Below are 18,811 nucleotides of genomic sequence, written 5' to 3'. Positions count from 1 at the left end.
CGGCCCTCAGTGGGCGGCCTCGTGCCAGGAGCGGCCGTGGCCGACGGAGACGTCGAGGGGGACCTGGAGCTCGGCGGCGGCGGCCATCCGCTCCCGGACGAGCGCCTCGACGGTCTCCTCCTCCCCCGGCGCGACCTCGAGGACGAGCTCGTCGTGGACCTGGAGCAGCAGGCGCGAGCTGAGGCCGGCGGCGTGGAGGCCGCGCTCGACCTCGACCATCGCGACCTTGATGATGTCGGCGGCGCTCCCCTGGATCGGCGCGTTGAGCGCCATCCGCTCGGCCATGTCGCGGCGCTGGCGGTTGTCGCTCGTGAGGTCGGGCAGATAGCGCCGCCGGCCCATGATCGTCTCGGTGTAACCGGTGCGGCGCGCCTCGTCGACCACCCCGCCGAGGTAGTCGCGCACCCCGCCGAAGCGCTCGAAGTAGTCGTCCATGAGCGTGCGCGCCTCACCGACCTCGATGCGCAGCTGGCGCGAGAGCCCGAAGGCCGACAGGCCGTACGCCAGGCCGTAGCTCATCGCCTTGATCTTCGCGCGCATCGCGCTCGTCACCTGGTCGGTGGGCACCTCGAAGACGCGCGAGCCGACGTAGGAGTGGAGGTCCTCCCCGCTGCGGAAGGCGTCGATGAGGCCCGGGTCCCCCGAGAGGTGCGCCATGATGCGCATCTCGATCTGGGAGTAGTCCGCGGTGAGCAGGGTGGCGAAGCCCTCGCCGACAACGAAGCCGCGGCGGATCCGCTGGCCCTCCTCGGTGCGCACCGGGATGTTCTGGAGGTTGGGGTCGGTCGAGCTGAGCCGGCCGGTGGCCGCGATCGTCTGGTGGAAGGTCGTGTGGATGCGGCCGTCCGGGGCGACCGAGCGCAGCAGCCCCTCGACCGTCTGCCGCAGCCGGATCGCGTCACGGTGGGCGAGCAGGTGGGCGAGGAAGGGGTGCTCGGTCTTGGCGAAGAGGTCGGCCAGGGCGTCGGCGTCGGTCGTGTAGCCGGTCTTGGTCTTCTTCGTCTTCGGCATCTCCAGCTCGGTGAAGAGCACCTCCTGGAGCTGCTTCGGGGAGGAGAGGTTGACCTCGTGACCGATGACGCCGTACGCGGCGGCGGCCGCGTCCTCGACGGCGGTGCCGAAGCGGTCCTCGAGCTCCCGGAGGAACTCGAGGTCCGCCGCGATCCCGGCACGCTCCATCCGCGTGAGGGCCCCGAGGACGGGCAGCTCGAGGTCGGCGAGGAGGTGGCCCGCGCCGCGGTCCTCGAGCTCGCCCTGGAGGACGGTGGTGAGGTCGCGGACCGCAACGGCACGCACCCCGGCCTGCCGCCCGGCGGCGGAGTCGTCCAGGACGAGCATGCCCTGGCCGCCGTCCCCCTCGTCGGCGACGAGCTCGCGGCGCAGGTGGCGCAGCGTGAGGTCGGCGAGGTCGTAGCGGCGCTGGTCGGGGCGGCAGAGGTAGGCGGCCACCGCGGTGTCGAAGGCGATGCCGTCGAGGACGAGGCCGCGCCCGGACAGCGCGTGGGCGGCGGCCTTGGCGTCGTGGAGAGTCTTCGGTGCGGCGGGGTCTGCCAGCCACGCCGCGAGGACGGCGTCGTCCTCCGGGGTGATCGTGGTGAGGTCGAGCGTGGCGGCGGAGGCAGCGTCGTCGGCGAGGGCGAGTGCCCACGCGTCCCCGGTTCCCTGCGCGGACGTCCCGGTGACCTCCAGACCGAGCAGCCGGCCGCGGCGCGGCTCGAGCCAGCCGGCGAGCTCCCCCGGCCCGAGGGCGGTGACGTCGACGTCGACACCCTGGTCGGCCGCGGGCGCCGCCTCCGCGGGCAGGCTGGCGAAGAGCCGCTCGCGCAGCACGGCGAACTCGAGGGCGTCGAAGACCGAGTGGACCGCCTCGCGGTCCACCGCCTTGCGGGCGAGGTCGTCCACCTTGACCGGCAGCTCGACGTCGGTGAGGAGGCGGTTGAGCTTGCGGTTGAGGGCGACCTGCTCGAGGTTGTCGCGCAGCGACTGCCCGGCCTTGCCGGTGACCTCCTCGGCGCGCGTGAGGATGCCCTCGAGGCCGTCGTACACGCCGATCCACTTCGCGGCCGTCTTCGGTCCCACCCCGGGCACGCCCGGGAGGTTGTCGCTCGTCTCGCCGACCAGAGCGGCGAGGTCGGGGTAGCGCTCGGGCGGCACCCCGTACTTGTCGAGGACCGCCTGCGGGGTCATCCGGGCCAGCGAGGAGACACCCTTGACCGGGTAGAGGACGGTGACGTCGTCGCTGACGAGCTGGAAGGTGTCGCGGTCACCGGAGATGACGAGCACGTCGAGGCCGTCGGCCGCGCCCTGCGTGGCGAGCGTGGCGATGATGTCGTCCGCCTCGAAGCCCTCCTTGGTGAGGTGCGGGATGCCCATGGCGTCGAGCACCTCGACGATGAGGGCGACCTGCCCGCGGAAGGGCTCGGGGGTCGCGTCGCGGGTGGCCTTGTACTCGCTGTACTGCTCGGTGCGGAAGGTGGTGCGCCCGGCGTCGAAGGCGACGGCGATGTGCGTGGGCTCCTCCGCGGCCAGCAGGTTGATCAGCATCGACGTGAAGCCGAAGACGGCGTTGGTCGGCTGGCCGGTCGTCGTCGAGAAGTTCTCCACAGGCAGTGCGTAGAAGGCGCGGAAGGCCATGGAGTGGCCGTCGACGACGAGGAGGCGGGGGCGGTCGGTGCTCGTGCTCACGCCCCCAACCCTAGGTGGCGGCACCGACACCGCGCTCCAGCGGCGAGCCGGCGGGCGCCCAGGGGCGTGGCAGGCTGGGCCCATGACGAGCACCGACCCCGACCTCCTCGCGCGCCTCCAGGACTCCGTCGGCGGCCTGGGCACGCTCACCGAGCGCCTCGGCATCGAGCTCCTCACCGCGAGCCCGGAGCACGTCTCGGCCCGGATGCCGGTGGAGGGCAACACGCAGGTCGTCGGCCTGCTCCACGGGGGTGCGTCGGCCGCGCTGGCCGAGACGGTCGGCTCCGTGGCGGCGGCGCTCCACGCCGGGGCGGGCCGGGGCGCGGTCGGCGTCGACCTCAGCGCCACGCACCACCGCGCGGTCCGCTCGGGCTTCGTCACCGCCGTCGCCACCCCGCTCCACCTGGGCGGGCGGCTGGCGACCTACGACGTCGCCATCACCGACGAGGACGGGCGGCGCGTGTGCACCGCCCGTCTCACGTGCATGCTCGTCGACCGCACGTAGGCGGCCGACGGCGACTACTTGGCGCCGACCTGGTCGATGACGGCGTCGGCGACCTCACGCATGGTGAGGCGGCGGTCCATCGAGGTCTTCTGGATCCAGCGGAACGCCTCGGGCTCGGTGAGGCCCATCTTCGTCATGAGGAGGCCCTTGGCGCGGTCGACGCGCTTGCGGGTCTCGAAGCGCTCGTTGAGGTCGGCGATCTCCGACTCCAGCGAGCTGATCTCCTGGAAGCGCGAGATGGCGATCTCGAGCGCCGGCAGGAGGTCCGCCGTCGTGAAGGGCTTGACGACGTAGGCCATCGCGCCGGCGTCACGGGCCCGCTCGACGAGCTCGGCCTGGGAGAAGGCGGTGAGCATGACGACGGCGCAGGTGCGGTCGGCCATGATCTTCTCGGCCGCCGAGATGCCGTCCATCCCGGGCATCTTGACGTCCATGACGACGACGTCGGGCTCGAGCTCGGTGACGAGCCGCACCGCGGTCTCCCCGTCCGGCGCCTCGCCGACGACGTCGAAGCCCGCCTCCTTGAGGGTCTCGACGATGTCGAGACGGATCAGCGTCTCGTCCTCGGCGACGACGACGCGGCGCGCGTCCCCCTCAGGAGCCTTCGGCACGTCCTCGCGGACGGGCAGGACGATGTCATCGGCAGTGGCAGCCTCGACCGGGCCGGCCTCGTTGTTCTCACTCACGGCGACAACACTACTCGCCCGCCCGCCTCGACTGCCCGGCGGCACCCCGACAGAACAGTGATCCTCCGCATCTTCTCCACACTCGGGCCGGGTTGGGCCGTGGGAGACGCGCCCGCTAAGGTGACGGTGCGCTCGCCCCGGTAGCCCAATTGGCAGAGGCGGTTGACTCAAAATCAGCACAGTGCGGGTTCGAGTCCCGCCCGGGGCACCGATGCGCGTGGGGCTCAGACCTTGCCCTTGAGCAGGCGCCGGTAGTAGACGACCGGCTCGACGTAGCGGTCGAAGAACCACAGCGGCCGGCGCGGCACGGTGAGGTCGACCGCGCTGATGCTCGGCGTCGGCGTGCCGTGGCGGTCGAACTCGGCGAGCAGGAGCCGGCGGCGGTCCACGGTGATCGGGATGACCGTGTAGCCGTCGTAGCGCTGGGGCGGCCGGCCGGTGCGCGCGGCCTGGATGTTGTCGGCGAGGATTGCGACCTGCCGGCGCAGGGCGCCGCCGGAGGGGCGGGTGCCGGTGTCGGCGACGTCGCCCAGGCTCCACAGCCGCGGGACGGTGCGGTGCGCGAGGGTCTCCTGGTCGACGTCGACGAGGCCGGCGGGGTGCTCCCCAGCGAAGGGCCGCACCCAGGCGGGCGCGCGGTAGCGCGGGACCACCGAGGCCCAGCTGACGTCGTCGAGCTCCCGGGTGCCGTTGTCGCTCGCGATCGTGACGGTCCGGCCGCGGGCGTCGACACCCGCGACGGTCGCCCGGTGGTGGACGGTGACGCCGAAGCGCTCGAGCGCCGGCTGGAGGTGGCGGTCGACGAAGGGCAGGTCGAGGACGGCGTCGTAGGGCGTGACGAGGTGGACGTCGATGCCGCCGAGGACGCCGCGGGCCCGCCAGAGGTCGCAGGCGAGGAAGAGCGGCTTGAGGGCGGTCCCACCGGCCGGTGCCGGCTCGGGCGGGACGGTGAACACGACGCGCCCGCTCTCTGTCTCGCGGATCGCGTCCCACGTGGCCTCGACCGTGTCGCGCAGGTAGGAGGTCCGTGACCAGCCGAGGTCCATGGCCTCCCCCAGGCCCGGCGTCGCCGCGATGTCGGGCTCCAGGCCGGGGGCGAGGACGAGGTCGGTGTAGCCGACGCGGGTGCCGGACGCGAGCGTCACCTCGCGCGCGTCGCTGTCGACGGACACCGCGGGGCTCGCCTCCCACGTGCAGCCCTCGGGCAGGACGTCCCGCATGGGCCGGGTGAGCCGGTCGAAGGGCGCCTGGCCGCCCGCGACGAAGTTGAGCAGCGGGCGGTAGAGGTGGTCCTGGTCGGGCGTGACGACGCAGACGTCGGGGCACCCGAGCCGGCGCAGGCGTGCCGCCAGGGAGATGCCGGCGTTGCCTCCGCCGACGACGACGACGTCGTGCCGCCTGGTCATCGCGACTCCAGTCTCTTGGTGGTGGTGCTGGCGGGGGCCGGGCCGCGTGACCCGGCCCCCGCGCGCCGGGGCGGACTACTCGCGGTGCAGCTTGTCCTGGACCGTGCCGGCGATCTTCTCCACGCGGTTCGGCACGTCGGTGGTGCCGTAGAGCCGCGCGTCCGGACGGGTGGGCGGCGGCATGGGCGCCGACGTCGTGGGGCCGTCGTGGTAGGTGTGCTCGCCCTTGCCGTCGAGGGACGGGCCGGAGGCCCAGCCGCCGTCCTTGGCGTGCTCGCCGTCGGAGAAGTTGAGGTACTGGTAGGACACCTCGGTGTGCTCCTTCTTCTGCGGGAAGTTGCTCGGCACCGGCAGCTCCTCCAGGCCGTCCGCCTTGAGCTCCTCGACCGCCCGCAGCCACTGGTTCTGGTGCATCGTGTCGCGCGCCAGCAGGAAGGCGAGCATGTCCCGGACACCGGAGTCGTCGGTCATGTGGTAGAGCCGGGCCACCTGGAGGCGGCCCTGCATCTCGGCGTTCGCGTTGGCCGTGAAGTCCGCGAGGAGGTTGCCGCTCGCGGTGATGTACGAGCCCTGCCAGGGGTTGCCCATCGAGTCGACCGGGCGGGCGCCCGCGCCGGCGACGATCGCGTGCTGGACGTCGGTGCCGCCGATGACCGCGGCGACGGTCGGGTCGGCCTGGACGGCGTCGGCGGTGATCCCGAGCGGGGACTTCTCGAGGAGCTGGGCGATCATGACGGCGAGCATCTCGACGTGGCCGAACTCCTCGGCGCCGATGCCGAACACCAGGTCGCGGTACTTCCCCGGGATGTGCATGTTCCATCCCTGGAAGGCGTACTGCATGGCGACGCTGATCTCACCGTACTGACCGCCGAGCACCTCCTGGAGCTTGCGGGCGTACACGGCGTCCGGCTTGTCGGGAGTGGCCTTGAACTGCAGCTCTTGCTTGTGGAAGAACATCCTGCCTCCTCGTGAGTCGGCCCGGTCGGCGGGGTGGGCCGGGTCATCGCCTGCCCACTATCACGCCGTTGCGGGCGTCACGCACCCGGACGGCGACGCCAGCGCGAGGGCGGGGACCACTGCCGCGAACGGACGTAGGACGGGTCGCGCGCGAGCCGCACCCACGGGTACTGGCTCACGCCCGTGGGCAGGTGGCGGACCGGGTCGAAGCGCAGCGGCGGGTCCGGGTCGGGGTGCACCGGTCGGGTGGTCGCGACGAGCCGGCCCGTGGGCTCCCACGGGCCGCTGCCCCGCGCCGCGGCGAGCAGCCACGTCCGGGTCGCCGGGCCGGACGCGACCGGCGTGAGGCGCAGCAGGAGCGGGCCGGTGGGCGTGCGGACCGGGAGGAGCGTGGTCATCGGGCGGCGATCGGTGAGGCGCGGGAGCAGGACGTAGCGCGTGAGAGGACCGACGCCGGTGGTCGACAGGAGCAGGTCCACCGGTCCCGTCGGCTCGTTCAGGCGCAGGGCCAGCCCTCGGACGTCGGGCAGCGGCGGCGGCAGCCCCGCGGCGCGGGAGACGCGGACGACGCCGCGGTGCTCGCCCGCCTCGTCCAGGAGCGGGACCTGCCAGGGGCGCTCGACGCCCCAGACCGTGAGGACCGCCTCGTGGACGGTGCCGCGCGGGTGCAGCGGCTTGCCGCGCCGCACCCGGCCGACGGCGCCGAGCGCGACGCCGGCGAGCTGTCCGCCTGCCGCGGCGGCCGCTCGTGCGACGGTGGCGGGGACGGAGCGGAAGACTCGTGGTGCCATCGGGCCAGGATCGACGGCCCGGCCGCGGCGCGCACCCGCACCGCTCGTGCGCGGCACGCGGAATCGGGCACCGCGCGGCACCGGGGTGTGGAACGATTCGCGGTGATGGACCTCAGAGGACGTTTCAGCACGGCGACCGCTCGTGCGGCATCCCGCCTCGGCAAGGAGCCCGACACGAAGAGGCGCTGGGCCGCGCGTGCCCGCGTCCTGCTCTACGTGGGCGTCACCTGCCTGCTCGCGTGGGAGCTGTACATCAGCGAGGTCGACGAACTCCCGACGGGGCTCACGATCGTCCAGGTCGCAGCCATCCTCGTCCTGTACGGGCTGGCACGGTGGCCGGTCGTGGCGGCGGCGCTCTCGGTTCCGCTCGTCATGGCGGAGCTGCTCATCGGCGTGCACCCGTTCTCGGTCACCATCGTCGCGTCGCTAGTCATCACCGGCGTCCTCGTCGCTGTCCGCGCGCGACCAGTCGGCTACGTCTACGTCGTTGTGGTCATCACGATGCTCACGACCCTTCAGCCCACAGAGCTACCGCTCGCGGACGTCGTGACATGGTTGTTCATCTTCCTAGTCCCCTGCCTTATGGGCGAGGGAGTCCGGTTCATGTCCAGTTCCGTCGAACGCATCCAGCGCACTTCCGCCGCTCAGCTCACACGCCAGCGCCGTGACCTTGCGCGGGAACTCCATGACACGTCTATCCACGACATCACCTCGATCATCATGGCCCTGGAGCGCGCCAAGCTCAGCGGCATCCAGGACCCCAAGGTGCTCGAGGAGATCGACCACGCGATCGCGATCGGCCGTCAGTCGGTCGTGAGCATGCGCGGCGTGCTCAAGATCCTGCGCACGGAGGACAGCAGCACTGGGCGTCCGGGGACGGAGAACGTGCCGGCCGCGATTGCCGCTGCCGCCCCGACTCTCCAGCGTGCCCTCGACGACGCCCGCGTCTCGCTCGAGCGCGCCGGCCACTCCCTCCAGGTCCACATCGAAGACCACGTCGACCTGCCGCTGCCGTTCTCCGTGCGCACCGCACTCGTGCGCGTCATCCAGGAGTGCACGGCCAACATGGCCAAGTACGCCCGCCCCGGCGCGCCGTGCACCGTGATGATCGAGCGGACCGACGTCGAGACGCGGGCGCTGTTCCTCAACGACGCCCGTGAGGGCGCGGAGGCGGACAGTGCACTCAGCTCGGGCGTGGGTCTCATCGGCGTGCGGGAACGAGTCGAGGCGGTCGGAGGCAGCCTGGCCGTACGTCATCATGATGGGAGATGGATCATCCAGGCCTCCATCCCGACGATCAGCTCCGCGAGCGAAGGACAGGTAGAGCGTGCCGCACAGCACTGAGGGTGTCGCAGGACCCACCGACAAGGACACGATCCGCGTGCTCCTCGTGGACGACGACCCCATGGTCCTCACCACGCTCCAGAGCTACGTGGCGACGGCGGACGACATCGACGTCGTCGGGACCGGTGAGGACGGGTCACAGGTGCGCGACCTCGTGCGCACGCACGACCCGGACCTCGTCATCATGGACATCCAGATGCCGGTCATGACAGGCATCGAGGCGACTGTCCAGCTCCGCAAGGAGTTCCCCCAGCTGCGCATCGTCCTCCTCACGACCTTCGACGAGGACGAGTTCCTCCTCGAGGCGCTCGACGCCGGAGCGGCCGGGTTCCTCCTCAAGAACACCAGTCCGCAGGACCTCGTCCAGTCGATCCGCCGCGCCCACCGGGGCAACCGGGTGGTCTCGCCCGGGCCGACCGACCGGCTCATCGACAACTACCTGCTGCGCACCCCGAGCTCCGCCGAGGCCTCGGACATCGGACTGTCCTCCCGCGAGCACGAGGTCCTCGAGCTGCTCTGCCGCGGCAGGTCCAACGGCCAGATCGCCGAGGAGCTCTTCGTCGCCGAGACGACGGTCAAGACACATGTCTCGTCAATCATGCGAAAGATGGGGGTCGGCTCACGGCTCGAGATCGTCGTGTACGCCTACGAACGGCGCCTCGTCCGCTGATCGGCACCTGATCACAAATCGTCCTCCTGGTGGAGGCTCTTCCTCCTTTCGAAGGATGACTGCCACGACGTTGGACGGGGACGATGTGAAAACCTCCACCCCTTTCTCCAGAAACTGAGGTTCTGATGAAGAGCACCATCGCCCGAACTGCGGCCCTGGCCCTGGCGGTCATCGGCCTGACCATGGCGCCGGCGGCAGCGTCCGTGCCCGGTAGCCACGAGCTCCCCGGCACCTCCCAGCCCGTCGTCACCCAGCCCGTGGTGTCCACGCCGGGTGGCGGCGAGATCACCCCGCAGATCTCCTTCTGCGGTGCAGTCCCGTGGTGGCTTTTCTGCCGCATCTGAGTCGGTGACACCTCCATGACCGCGGAGCCGGGACACCGGCTCCGCGGTCATGCTGTCTTCCAGACCCGTCAGTCCACCGGCGGCTCCGCACGCGTAGACACCCGGGCGAGCAGTGGTGACCACGTGATCCGCGCCGTCGGTGCGGTTTCCTCCACGGGGCGCCCGGGGTGGGCCACGGGCCTCTCCCCCAGCTCGACGACGACACGCACGACGGTCGTGACGACGATGACGACGACGACCGGTGCAGCAGCGATGAGGACGAGCACGCACGCCCCCAGCAGGGCGCCCAAGCGGGCCGGTCGCAGCCGGGCACGCGGGTCGGCGCCCTCCTCGACGCTCGGGACGACGGGGGCGACGAGGAGCGCCGCCAGCGCCGCCACGACGGCCGCCAGCGCGACCGGCGGTGCCGTCAGCCAGCCGCCCAGCGCGAGGACGCCCACCCCCAGCAGGACGACCCCGAGCACGACGAGCGGGACGACGACCGCCGGGCTGCCGAAGGTCCGCACCCCGCCCACATGAGCCACTGCCGCACCGGCCCCGCCCCCGTGGCCCGGAGGGTGGCGCGGAAGAGGGTGTCCGCCTCACGGCGCAGGCGCCGGGCTCTCGTGGCCCGTTCGGAGCGCGCGGCGGCGTAGAGCGTGTCGTGGAGCACCGCCGGCAGCGTCTGGCGGCCGTAGCTCGCGATGACGCCCCACAGGACGGACGGGACGGAGGCGAGGTCGGTGACGAAGCCGGCCGGCACGACGTGCTCGACGGCGGCGCGCGACCACGTGGGGCCGGTGGCGTCGCGCCCGTCCGGAGGGAGCCGCGTGTAGCCGAACTCCTCGAGGACCTCGAAACGGGTGCGCCCGTCCCCGGCCAGCTGGCGCAGGTCCACCGTGGGGCACCTGCGCCACCGTCCCTCGCGGTCCCTCACGAACGGCATGCCCCCACCCCCTTCTCCTCCCGAGGCTACGGCCGAGGACCGACATCCACCCGGGCGCCCGTCGCTAGACTCCCGAGCGTGAGCTTCTTCGAGTTCGTCGGCGCCTACTGGTGGCTCGTGTTCCCGCTCGGGGCGGCCTTCGGCGGCTCGGCGGGCGCCGTCGTCAAGAACGTGCGCAAGTGGGACGAGCGCCGTCGCCGTGACCGGCTCGAGCTGGCCCGGATCAAGTACGGCGCCCGCGCCGCGGCGGCCGAGCAGGCGACCGCCACACGGACCGAGGTGGAGCGCACGATCGCCCGGCACGACGCCGTCAACGCCCGCTGGCTGCGCTACGAGCTCGACGTCGCCGCACTCATCGACTACCCGCTCATCACCGACATGCGCGAACCGCTCACCGTCGACTTCCACCGGGCACGGCGGGACGCCGAGGCGGCCCGGCCCGAGGACCCGGAGCAGCTCCTCACCGAGCCGGCCGACCTCGCCGCCTACCGGGAGGCGGTGCGCCACTACGAGACCGCCTTCGACCGCGCCGAGCAGGAGGCACGGCGGCGGCGCACCTCGGACTTCTCCCCCAGCGAGCAGCAGGCCCTCGTGCGTGCCAAGCGCTTCCTCGCCCTCGCCGAGGACCCCGGCGCCGGGCAGGCGGAGCGGCAGTCCGCCTACCGTCGCGCCACGCGTGAGCTCGAGGGGCTCGTCGTCCTGCCGACCGCCGCCACCGACGCCGTCGAGCAGCGGATCGCGGGGGCGCTCGGCGCCCCGCCTGCCACCGGCGGCGCGACCACCGCCTGACCCCGCCCGCCGGGCTCACGCCGTCGTCGGGGACGACTCAGCCCCGCCGGGCGGACCCGGCGGGGCTGAGGATCAGACGGTGGGTGACCGTCGGTCAGTTGGAGCTGGGCAGCTCGCCGACCTTGTGGACCCGGATGGAGTTCGTGCTGCCGACCTGGCCCGGGGGCATGCCGGCGACGATGACGATGCGGTCGCCGTCCTCGGCGAGGCCCGAGCTGGTGAGGACCTTGTCCACCTGCGCGACCATCTCGTCGGTGTGGGCGACCTCGGGGACCTCGTAGGTCTGCACGCCCCAGCTCAGCGCCAGCGTGCTGCGCGTGGCCGTGAGCGGGGTGAAGGCGAGCAGCGGGATCGAGGAGCGCAGACGCGACATGCGGCGCGCGGAGTCGCCAGACTGGGTGAAGGTGACGAGGTACTTCACGCCGAGCAGCTCACCGATCTCGGCGGCGGCCTTGGTGATGACACCACCGCGGGTGTGCGGGGTGGTGCCCAGCGGCGCGATCCGCTCGCGACCCTCCTCCTCGGTGTGCTCGACGATGCGGGCCATCGTGCGGACGGACTCGATCGCGAACTGGCCCACCGAGGTCTCGCCGGACAGCATGACCGCGTCGGCGCCGTCGAGGATGGCGTTGGCGCAGTCGGAGACCTCCGCGCGGGTGGGGCGCGGGCTGGAGATCATCGAGTCGAGCACCTGCGTGGCGACGATGACCGGCTTGGCGTTGCGGCGGGCGAGCTCGACGGCCCGCTTCTGGACGATCGGGACCTCCTCGAGCGGGAGCTCGACGCCGAGGTCGCCACGGGCGACCATGATGCCGTCGAAGGCGTCGACGATCTCGACGAGGTTCTCCACGGCCTGCGGCTTCTCGATCTTGGCGACGACGGGGACGCGGCGTCCCTCCTCGTCCATGATCGCGTGGACGTCGTCGATGTCCGCGGCGAAGCGGACGAAGGACAGCGCGATGACGTCGGCGCCGAGGCGCAGCGCCCAGCGCAGGTCCTCCTTGTCCTTCTCCGACAGGGCCGGGACGCTCACGGCGACGCCGGGCAGGTTGAGGCCCTTGTTGTTCGAGACGGGGCCGGCGACCTCGACGCGGGTGACGACGCGGGGGCCGTCGACCTCGAGGATCCGCACGGCCACGCGGCCGTCGTCGATGAGAATGCGGTCACCGGGGGTGCAGTCACCCGGCAGGCCCGCGTACGTCGTCGACGCGATCTCCGCGGTGCCGGGGACGTCCTCGGTGGTGATGGTGAAGGTCTGGCCCTCAGTGAGCTCGACCTCCCCCTCGACGAAACGCCCGAGGCGGATCTTCGGCCCCTGCAGGTCGACGAGGACGGCGACGGCGCGGCCGGAGGCCTGGGCGGCGTCCCGGACGCGGTTGTAGACGACCTCGTGCTCGGCAGCGGAGCCGTGGCTTCGGTTGATCCGGGCCACGTCCATGCCGGCATCGACGAGCGCCTGAATCTGGTCGGCCGACTCTGTGGCCGGGCCGAGGGTGCACACGATCTTTGCTCTACGCATGGTGACCAGCCTATAGCCCGATTCGTCCTCGCGAGAGGGACGTTCGACCGGCGAACGCCCCTCTCGCTGGGTCAGGCGCCGAGGCTCGCGATCCCGGCTCCCAGCGGGGCGCTGGACGCCGTCACCGGGACGGGCAGGCCGCTGCCGCCGTCGAGGTAGCGGTCCACCGCAGCCGCGCAGGACCGGCCTTCCGCGATCGCCCACACGATGAGCGACTGCCCGCGGCCGGCGTCACCGGCCACGAAGACGCCGGGGACGGACGTGGCGAACATCTCGTCGTGCACGACACGCCCGCGCTCGTCGACGGCCACGCCGAGCTGGTCGGCGAGCCCCCCGCGAGGCACGCCCTCGAAGCCGATGGCGATGAGGACGAGCTGCGCGGGGATGAGCCGCTCGGTCCCGTCGACCGGGGTGGTGGAGCGGTCGGCGTGCCGGACGACCTCGACCATGCGGATGTGGGTCACCTGGTCGGGGCCGGCGCTGCCGTCGGAGACGAACTCGAGGGTGGCGGTGCCGAAGATGCGCTCACCGCCCTCCTCGTGGGAGGTCGAGATCGTGAATACCCGCGGGTCCATCGGCCACGGCTCCCCCGGTGCGCGGTCCTCGCCGCGGCGGACGTTGATGTCGATCTGGGTGACCGAGCGGGCGCCCTGCCGGCGGGCGGTGCCGAAGCAGTCCGAGCCGGTGTCGCCGCCGCCGATGATGACGACGTCCTTGCCGGCCGCCGTCACCTGGTCCGGGACGTCGTCGCCGGCCACCACGCGGTTGGACTGGACGAGGTAGTCCATCGCGACGTGGATGCCGCCGAGGTCGCGGCCCGGGACGGGCACCTCGCGCGGCACCGTGGAGCCGAGGGCGAGGACGACGGCGTCGTACCGCTCCCGCAGCTGCTCGCCGGTGACGTCGGTGCCGACGTCCACGCCCGGGCGGAAGATCGTGCCCTCGGCCTCCATCTGCGCCACCCGGCGGTCCACCTGGACCTTCTCCATCTTGAAGTCCGGGATGCCGTAGGTGAGCAGGCCGCCGATGCGGTCGTCCCGCTCGAGCACGGCGACCGTGTGGCCGGCGCGCGTGAGCTGCTGGGCCGCGGCCAGGCCGGCCGGGCCGCTGCCGACGACGGCGACCGTCCGGCCGGTCTGCCGGTCCGGCACCTGGGGCGTGACGAGCCCCTGGTCCCAGGCGGTGTCCGCGATGGACTGCTCGATGTTCTTGATCGTCACCGCGGGCTGGTTGATGCCCAGCACGCACGCGCTCTCGCAGGGCGCCGGGCACAGACGCCCGGTCCACTCCGGGAAGTTGTTCGTCGCGTGGAGCCGGCCGATCGCCGCCTCCCAGTCCTCGCGGCGGGTGAGCTCGTTCCACTCCGGGATGAGGTTGCCGAGCGGGCAGCCGGCGTGGCAGAACGGCACGCCGCAGTCCATGCAGCGCGTGGCCTGGCGGACGAGCGCCGGCGCGTCCTCCTGCCGCCGCTCGTAGACCTCGCGGAAGTCGAGGATCCGCACCGGGACGGGACGGCGGGCGGGCAGCTCGCGCTGCCGGTAGGTCAGGAAACCGCGGGGGTCAGCCATTGGACACCTCCAGGATGGTGCTCCACACGTCCGGGGAACCGGCGTCCAGGCCCTCCTGGGCGGCGTCGGCGAGGGCGGCGGAGACGGCCGCGAAGCGGCGGGGCAGGACCTTGGTGACGCGGGCGCACGCGGCGTCTGCGTCGGCGAGGAGCTCGGCGGCCACGGCCGAGCCGGTGTGCTCGTGGTGGCGGCGGAGCAGGTCGAGGACGATCGAGCGGTCCTCGGCGTCGAGCTCGACGAGGAGCAGCTCGCCGTCGGCCACGGCGGGGGCGTTGACCCGCCCGCGGTCGAGGTCGAGCACGTAGGCGGTGCCGCCCGACATGCCCGCCCCGAGGTTGCGGCCCGTGGGGCCGGCGATGAGGACGGTGCCACCGGTCATGTACTCGAGGGCGTGGTCACCGACGCCCTCGACGACGGCGGTCGCGCCGGAGTTGCGCACGCAGAAGCGCTCGCCGACGCGGCCGGAGAGGAGCAGCTCCCCGGACGTCGCGCCGTAGCCGATGACGTTGCCGGCGATGGTGTTGTCCGCGGCGACGAGCCGCGACTCCTCCTCCGGCCGGACGACGACGCGCCCGCCGCACAGCGACTTGCCGACGTAGTCGTTCGCGTCGCCGAGCAGGCGCAGCGTGATCCCCGGCGGCAGGAGCGAGCCGAAGGACTGGCCGGCCGTCCCGCGCAGGGTGATGTCGATCGTCCCGTCGGGCAGGCCGGCGGCCCCGTGGCGCTTGACGACCTCGTGACCCAGGCGCGTGCCGACGGTGCGGTTGACGTTGCGGACCGGCAGGTCCAGGCGGACCGGGACGCCGTCGTCGAGGGCGGGACGCGCCCGCTCGATGAGGGTGACGTCCAGGCTCTTCTCCAGGCCGTGGTCCTGGGCGCGGATGCGGCGCCGGGCGGTGCCGGGCGCCGGGTCGACGTCCGCGAGGATCGGCGAGAGGTCCAGCCCGGCGGTCTTCCAGTGCCCGACGGCCTCGTCCGTGTCGAGCAGGTCGACCCGGCCCACCGCCTCGTCGAGCGAGCGCAGGCCGAGGGAGGCGAGCAGCTCGCGCACCTCCTGGGCGATGAACTCGAAGAAGGCGACGATGTGCTCGGCCTTGCCGGTGAAGCGCTCGCGCAGCTCGGGGTTCTGCGTGGCGATGCCGACCGGGCAGGTGTCCAGGTGGCACACGCGCATCATGATGCAGCCGGCGACGACGAGCGGCGCCGTCGCGAAGCCGTACTCCTCCGCACCGAGCAGGGCCGCGATGACGACGTCGCGGCCGGTCTTCAGCTGCCCGTCGGTCTGGACGGTGATCCGGTCGCGCAGGCCGTTGACGATGAGGGTCTGCTGGGTCTCCGCCAGGCCGAGCTCCCACGGGCCGCCCGCGTGCTTGAGCGAGGTGAGGGGGCTGGCCCCCGTGCCGCCGTCGTGGCCGGAGACGAGGACGACGTCGGCGTGCGCCTTGGCGACGCCGGCCGCGACCGTGCCGATGCCCACCTCGCTGACGAGCTTGACGTGGACGCGCGCCTCGGGGTTGGCGTTCTTGAGGTCGTGGATGAGCTGGGCGAGGTCCTCGATCGAGTAGATGTCGTGGTGCGGCGGCGGGGAGATGAGGCCGACGCCCGGGGTGGAGTGCCTGGTCCCGGCGACCCACGGGTAGACCTTGGTGCCGGGCAGCTGCCCGCCCTCGCCGGGCTTGGCGCCCTGGGCGACCTTGATCTGGATGTCGTCCGCGCTGGTGAGGTAGTCCGCGGTGACACCGAAGCGGCCCGAGGCGACCTGCTTGATCGCCGAACGGCGCCGCGGGTCGTGGAGCCGGTCGGTGTCCTCCCCGCCCTCACCGCTGTTCGACTTCGCGCCGAGGGAGTTCATCGCGATCGCCAGGGTCTGGTGCGCCTCGGCTGAGATCGAGCCGTAGGACATCGCGCCGGTGGAGAAGCGCGTGACGATCTCGCTGATCGGCTCGACCTCGTCCACCGGGATGGGCGCACGCTCGCGCAGGCGGAACAGGCCGCGCAGCGTCATGAGACGCTCGGCCTGCTCGTCCACCCGGCGGGTGTAGTCGCGGAAGACGTCCATGCGGCGGCTGCGCGTGGCGTGCTGGAGCCGGAAGACCGTCTCCGGGTCGAAGAGGTGCGGCTCGCCGTCGCGGCGCCACTGGTACTCCCCTCCCGTCCGCAGCTGGCGAGAGGCGGGCGAGATGCCCGACGGCGGGTAGGCGGTCGCGTGGCGGGCGGCGACCTCCGCCGCGAGGACGTCCAGGCCGACGCCGTCGAGCGGGGCGGGGGTGCCGGTGAAGTAGCGGGCCACGAGCTCGCGGGACAGGCCGAGGGACTCGAAGACCTGCGCGCCGCGGTAGGAGGAGACCGTGGAGATCCCCATCTTGCTCATCACCTTGAGCACGCCCTTACCCAGGGCGCGGATGACGTTGGAGACGGCCTGCTCGGGGGTGAGCCCGGTGACGACGCCCGTGTGGACGAGCTCCTCGGCGCTCTCCATCGCGAGGTAGGGGTTGACCGCGGCCGCCCCGTAGCCGATGAGGAGGGCCACGTGGTGGACCTCGCGCACGTCCCCCGCCTCGACGAGGAGGCTCACCTTGGTCCGGGTCCGGTGGCGCAGCGTGTGGTGGTGCACTGCCGCGGTGAGCAGCAGCGAGGGGATCGGGGCGAGAGCGGCCGTGGAGTGGCGGTCGGACAGGACGATGAAGCTCGCGCCGTCCTCGATCGCGGCGTCGACCTCGGCGAAGATCTCGTCCAGCCGCTGCTCGAGCGCGGCTCCCCCGCCGGCCACCGGGTACAGCCCGGAGACGACGACGGAGCGCAGCCCCTTGCCGGCGCGCGCGCTGCCGACGTTGACGACCTTGGCGAGCTGGTCGTTGTCGATCGTCGGGAAGGGCAGGACGAGCTTGCGGGCGTGCTCGGGGTCCTCAGCGAGGAGGTTCGGCTCGGGGCCGATCGCTCCACCGAGGGAGGTGACGAGCTCCTCGCGAATCGCGTCCAGCGGCGGGTTCGTCACCTGCGCGAACTGCTGGGCGAAGTAGTCGAAGAGCATCCGCGGCCGGGTGGACAGGACGGCGAGGGGCGTGTCGGTGCCCATCGAGCCGAGCGCCTCCGCGCCGGTGTGCGCCATGGGCGCGAGGAGGATGCGCAGCTCCTCGTCGCTGTAGCCGAAGACCTGCTGGCGGCGCCCCACGGAGGACCGGGAGTGCAGGACGTGCTCACGGTCGGGCAGGTCGGCGAGGTGGAGGGTGTGCTCGGCGAGCCAGTCGCCGTAGGGGGCGGAGGCGGCGAGCTCGTCCTTGAGGGCGTCGTCGTCCACGACCTCCCCGGCAGCGGTGTCGACGAGGAACATCCGGCCCGGCTCGAGACGGCCCTTGCGCACGACGGTGGCGGGGTCGATGTCGAGGACGCCGGACTCCGAGGCGAGGACGACGAGGCCGTCCTCGGTGACGACGTAGCGGGCGGGGCGCAGGCCGTTGCGGTCCAGGACGGCGCCGATGAGGGTGCCGTCGGTGAAGGTCATCGCCGCCGGCCCGTCCCAGGGCTCCATGATCGTCGAGTGGTACTCGTAGAAGGCGCGGCGGGCCTCGTCCATCTCGGCGTGGTTCTGCCAGGCCTCGGGGATCATCATGAGGACCGCGTGGGGCAGCGAGCGGCCGCCGAGGTGGAGCAGCTCGAGCACCTCGTCGAAGGACGCGGAGTCGCTCGCACCGGGCGGGCAGACGGGCAGCAGCGGCTCGAGGTCGCCGAGCAGCTCGCTCGAGGCGACGCCCTCACGGGCACCCATCCAGTTCCGGTTGCCGCGGACGGTGTTGATCTCGCCGTTGTGCGCCACCATGCGGAAGGGCTGCGCGAGCGGCCACGACGGGAAGGTGTTCGTCGAGAAGCGGGAGTGGACGAGCGCCAGGGTGCTGACGAGGCGCGGGTCGCCGAGGTCGGGGAAGAAGCTCGCGAGCTGCTCGGTGGTGAGCATGCCCTTGTAGACGAGCGTGCGGGAGGACAGGGAGGCGAAGTAGACGCCGAGCTCGTGCTCGGCGCGCTTGCGCAGCCGGTAGGTGAGGCGGTCCAGCGCGACGCCGGAGCGCTCGCCGTCCGCGTCGGCGACGACGAGGTGGCGGAAGGCCGGCATCGTCGAGCGGGCCATCTGGCCGACGAGGTGCTCGACGACGGGCACCTCGCGCCAGCCGAGGACCCGCAGGCCCTCCTCGGCGGCGATGCGCTCGACGGTGGCCACGGCGGCGGCACGCTCGGTCGACGCGCCGTTGCCGCCGGGGAGGAAGGCCAGGCCGACGGCGTAGTGGCCGGGCTCCGGGAGCGCGAAGGGCAGCTCGGCGCGGAGGAAGGCGTCGGGCACCTGGAGGAGGATGCCGGCGCCGTCGCCGGTGTCCTGCTCGGCGCCCACGGCCCCGCGGTGGTCGAGGTTGGCGAGGGCCGTGAGGGCCGCGTCGACGATGTCGCGGCCCGGGGTCCCACGGAGCGTGGCGACGAAGGCGACGCCGCAGGCGTCGTGCTCGTACGCGGGGTCGTAGAGACCCTGGCGCGGCGGCGCCCCCGGCTGCGGCGTGGTTCCGTGGATCGGGCCCATGGTGCATTCCCCTTACTTCGTGACTGTCTTGACCAGAAGTGGGACGCCGTTGACCCAG

At 72.5% G+C, this 18,811-nt stretch carries 15 protein-coding genes and 1 tRNA gene; 6 read left to right on the top strand and 10 right to left on the bottom strand.

Annotated elements, in window-relative coordinates:
• Positions 1-6: 6 nt before the first annotated feature.
• Positions 7-2,769, bottom strand: a complete 2,763-nt coding sequence (gene polA / locus ACWPXV_RS02115) for a DNA polymerase I (protein WP_454083671.1) — start codon at positions 2,767-2,769, stop codon at positions 7-9.
• On the opposite strand from polA, the gene ACWPXV_RS02110 reads away from it, so the two are divergent.
• Positions 2,768-3,190: a PaaI family thioesterase gene (locus ACWPXV_RS02110; RefSeq protein ID WP_454083670.1), complete on the top strand. Its 423-nt coding sequence runs from the start codon at positions 2,768-2,770 to the stop codon at positions 3,188-3,190. The genes polA and ACWPXV_RS02110 overlap by 2 nt on opposite strands.
• Positions 3,191-3,204: 14 nt before the next feature.
• Here ACWPXV_RS02110 and ACWPXV_RS02105 read toward each other — a convergent pair whose 3' ends face one another.
• A complete protein-coding gene (locus ACWPXV_RS02105; protein ID WP_251303383.1) occupies positions 3,205-3,825 on the bottom strand; it encodes an ANTAR domain-containing response regulator in 621 nt (206 codons plus the stop codon).
• Positions 3,826-4,010: 185 nt separating this feature from the next.
• On the opposite strand from ACWPXV_RS02105, the gene ACWPXV_RS02100 reads away from it, so the two are divergent.
• A tRNA-Leu gene (locus tag ACWPXV_RS02100) sits at positions 4,011-4,084 on the top strand.
• Positions 4,085-4,100: 16 nt separating this feature from the next.
• On the opposite strand, the gene ACWPXV_RS02095 is transcribed toward ACWPXV_RS02100, so the two are convergent.
• From ACWPXV_RS02095 to ACWPXV_RS02085, 3 genes are all read right to left on the bottom strand, one after another.
• Positions 4,101-5,282, bottom strand: a complete 1,182-nt coding sequence (locus tag ACWPXV_RS02095; protein ID WP_454083669.1) for an FAD-dependent oxidoreductase — start codon at positions 5,280-5,282, stop codon at positions 4,101-4,103.
• A 75-nt stretch (positions 5,283-5,357) separates the two neighbouring features.
• Positions 5,358-6,239 (bottom strand): manganese catalase family protein, encoded by an 882-nt coding sequence (locus tag ACWPXV_RS02090; RefSeq protein ID WP_454083668.1) that lies wholly within the window; start codon positions 6,237-6,239, stop codon positions 5,358-5,360.
• Between the two features lie 77 nt (positions 6,240-6,316).
• Positions 6,317-6,928 carry a hypothetical protein gene (locus ACWPXV_RS02085; protein WP_454083667.1) on the bottom strand — a complete coding sequence of 204 codons (612 nt, stop codon included), beginning with the start codon at positions 6,926-6,928 and terminating at the stop codon, positions 6,317-6,319.
• On the opposite strand from ACWPXV_RS02085, the gene ACWPXV_RS02080 reads away from it, so the two are divergent.
• The 3 genes from ACWPXV_RS02080 (at position 6,887) to ACWPXV_RS02070 (ending at position 9,388) form a co-directional block, all read left to right on the top strand.
• Positions 6,887-8,374, top strand: coding sequence for a sensor histidine kinase (locus tag ACWPXV_RS02080; protein ID WP_454083666.1), 1,488 nt, complete (start codon positions 6,887-6,889; stop codon positions 8,372-8,374). The genes ACWPXV_RS02085 and ACWPXV_RS02080 overlap by 42 nt on opposite strands.
• Positions 8,358-9,044: a response regulator gene (locus ACWPXV_RS02075; RefSeq protein WP_251303238.1), complete on the top strand. Its 687-nt coding sequence runs from the start codon at positions 8,358-8,360 to the stop codon at positions 9,042-9,044. The genes ACWPXV_RS02080 and ACWPXV_RS02075 overlap by 17 nt, the downstream gene beginning before the upstream one ends.
• A 125-nt stretch (positions 9,045-9,169) precedes the next feature.
• Positions 9,170-9,388 (top strand): hypothetical protein, encoded by a 219-nt coding sequence (locus ACWPXV_RS02070; protein ID WP_454083665.1) that lies wholly within the window; start codon positions 9,170-9,172, stop codon positions 9,386-9,388.
• Positions 9,389-9,456: 68 nt separating this feature from the next.
• On the opposite strand, the gene ACWPXV_RS02065 is transcribed toward ACWPXV_RS02070, so the two are convergent.
• A complete protein-coding gene (locus ACWPXV_RS02065; protein ID WP_454083664.1) occupies positions 9,457-9,828 on the bottom strand; it encodes a hypothetical protein in 372 nt (123 codons plus the stop codon).
• Complete coding sequence (locus tag ACWPXV_RS02060; RefSeq protein ID WP_454083663.1) at positions 9,798-10,313, bottom strand: DUF1353 domain-containing protein; 516 nt, start codon at positions 10,311-10,313, stop codon at positions 9,798-9,800. The genes ACWPXV_RS02065 and ACWPXV_RS02060 overlap by 31 nt, the downstream gene beginning before the upstream one ends.
• Positions 10,314-10,391: 78 nt before the next feature.
• Between ACWPXV_RS02060 and ACWPXV_RS02055 the strand changes: the two genes are divergently transcribed.
• Positions 10,392-11,102: a hypothetical protein gene (locus ACWPXV_RS02055; protein WP_454083662.1), complete on the top strand. Its 711-nt coding sequence runs from the start codon at positions 10,392-10,394 to the stop codon at positions 11,100-11,102.
• 94 nt (positions 11,103-11,196) lie between these two features.
• Here ACWPXV_RS02055 and pyk read toward each other — a convergent pair whose 3' ends face one another.
• The 3 genes from pyk to gltB all read right to left on the bottom strand — a co-directional run bounded on the left by pyk (position 11,197) and on the right by gltB (position 18,753).
• Complete coding sequence (pyk, locus tag ACWPXV_RS02050) at positions 11,197-12,621, bottom strand: pyruvate kinase (protein ID WP_454083661.1); 1,425 nt, start codon at positions 12,619-12,621, stop codon at positions 11,197-11,199.
• Between the two features lie 71 nt (positions 12,622-12,692).
• Positions 12,693-14,189 carry a glutamate synthase subunit beta gene (locus ACWPXV_RS02045; RefSeq protein ID WP_454083660.1) on the bottom strand — a complete coding sequence of 499 codons (1,497 nt, stop codon included), beginning with the start codon at positions 14,187-14,189 and terminating at the stop codon, positions 12,693-12,695.
• On the bottom strand, positions 14,182-18,753 hold the full coding sequence (gltB, locus tag ACWPXV_RS02040; RefSeq protein ID WP_454083659.1) for a glutamate synthase large subunit: 4,572 nt from the start codon (positions 18,751-18,753) through the stop codon (positions 14,182-14,184). Before gltB ends, ACWPXV_RS02045 begins: the two co-directional genes overlap by 8 nt.
• Positions 18,754-18,811 lie beyond the last annotated feature (58 nt).

The organism is Georgenia sp. Marseille-Q6866 (assembly GCF_965111665.1).
The sequence above is the reverse complement of the archived record's forward strand: the minus strand, read 5'-3'. Positions and strand labels throughout refer to the sequence as shown.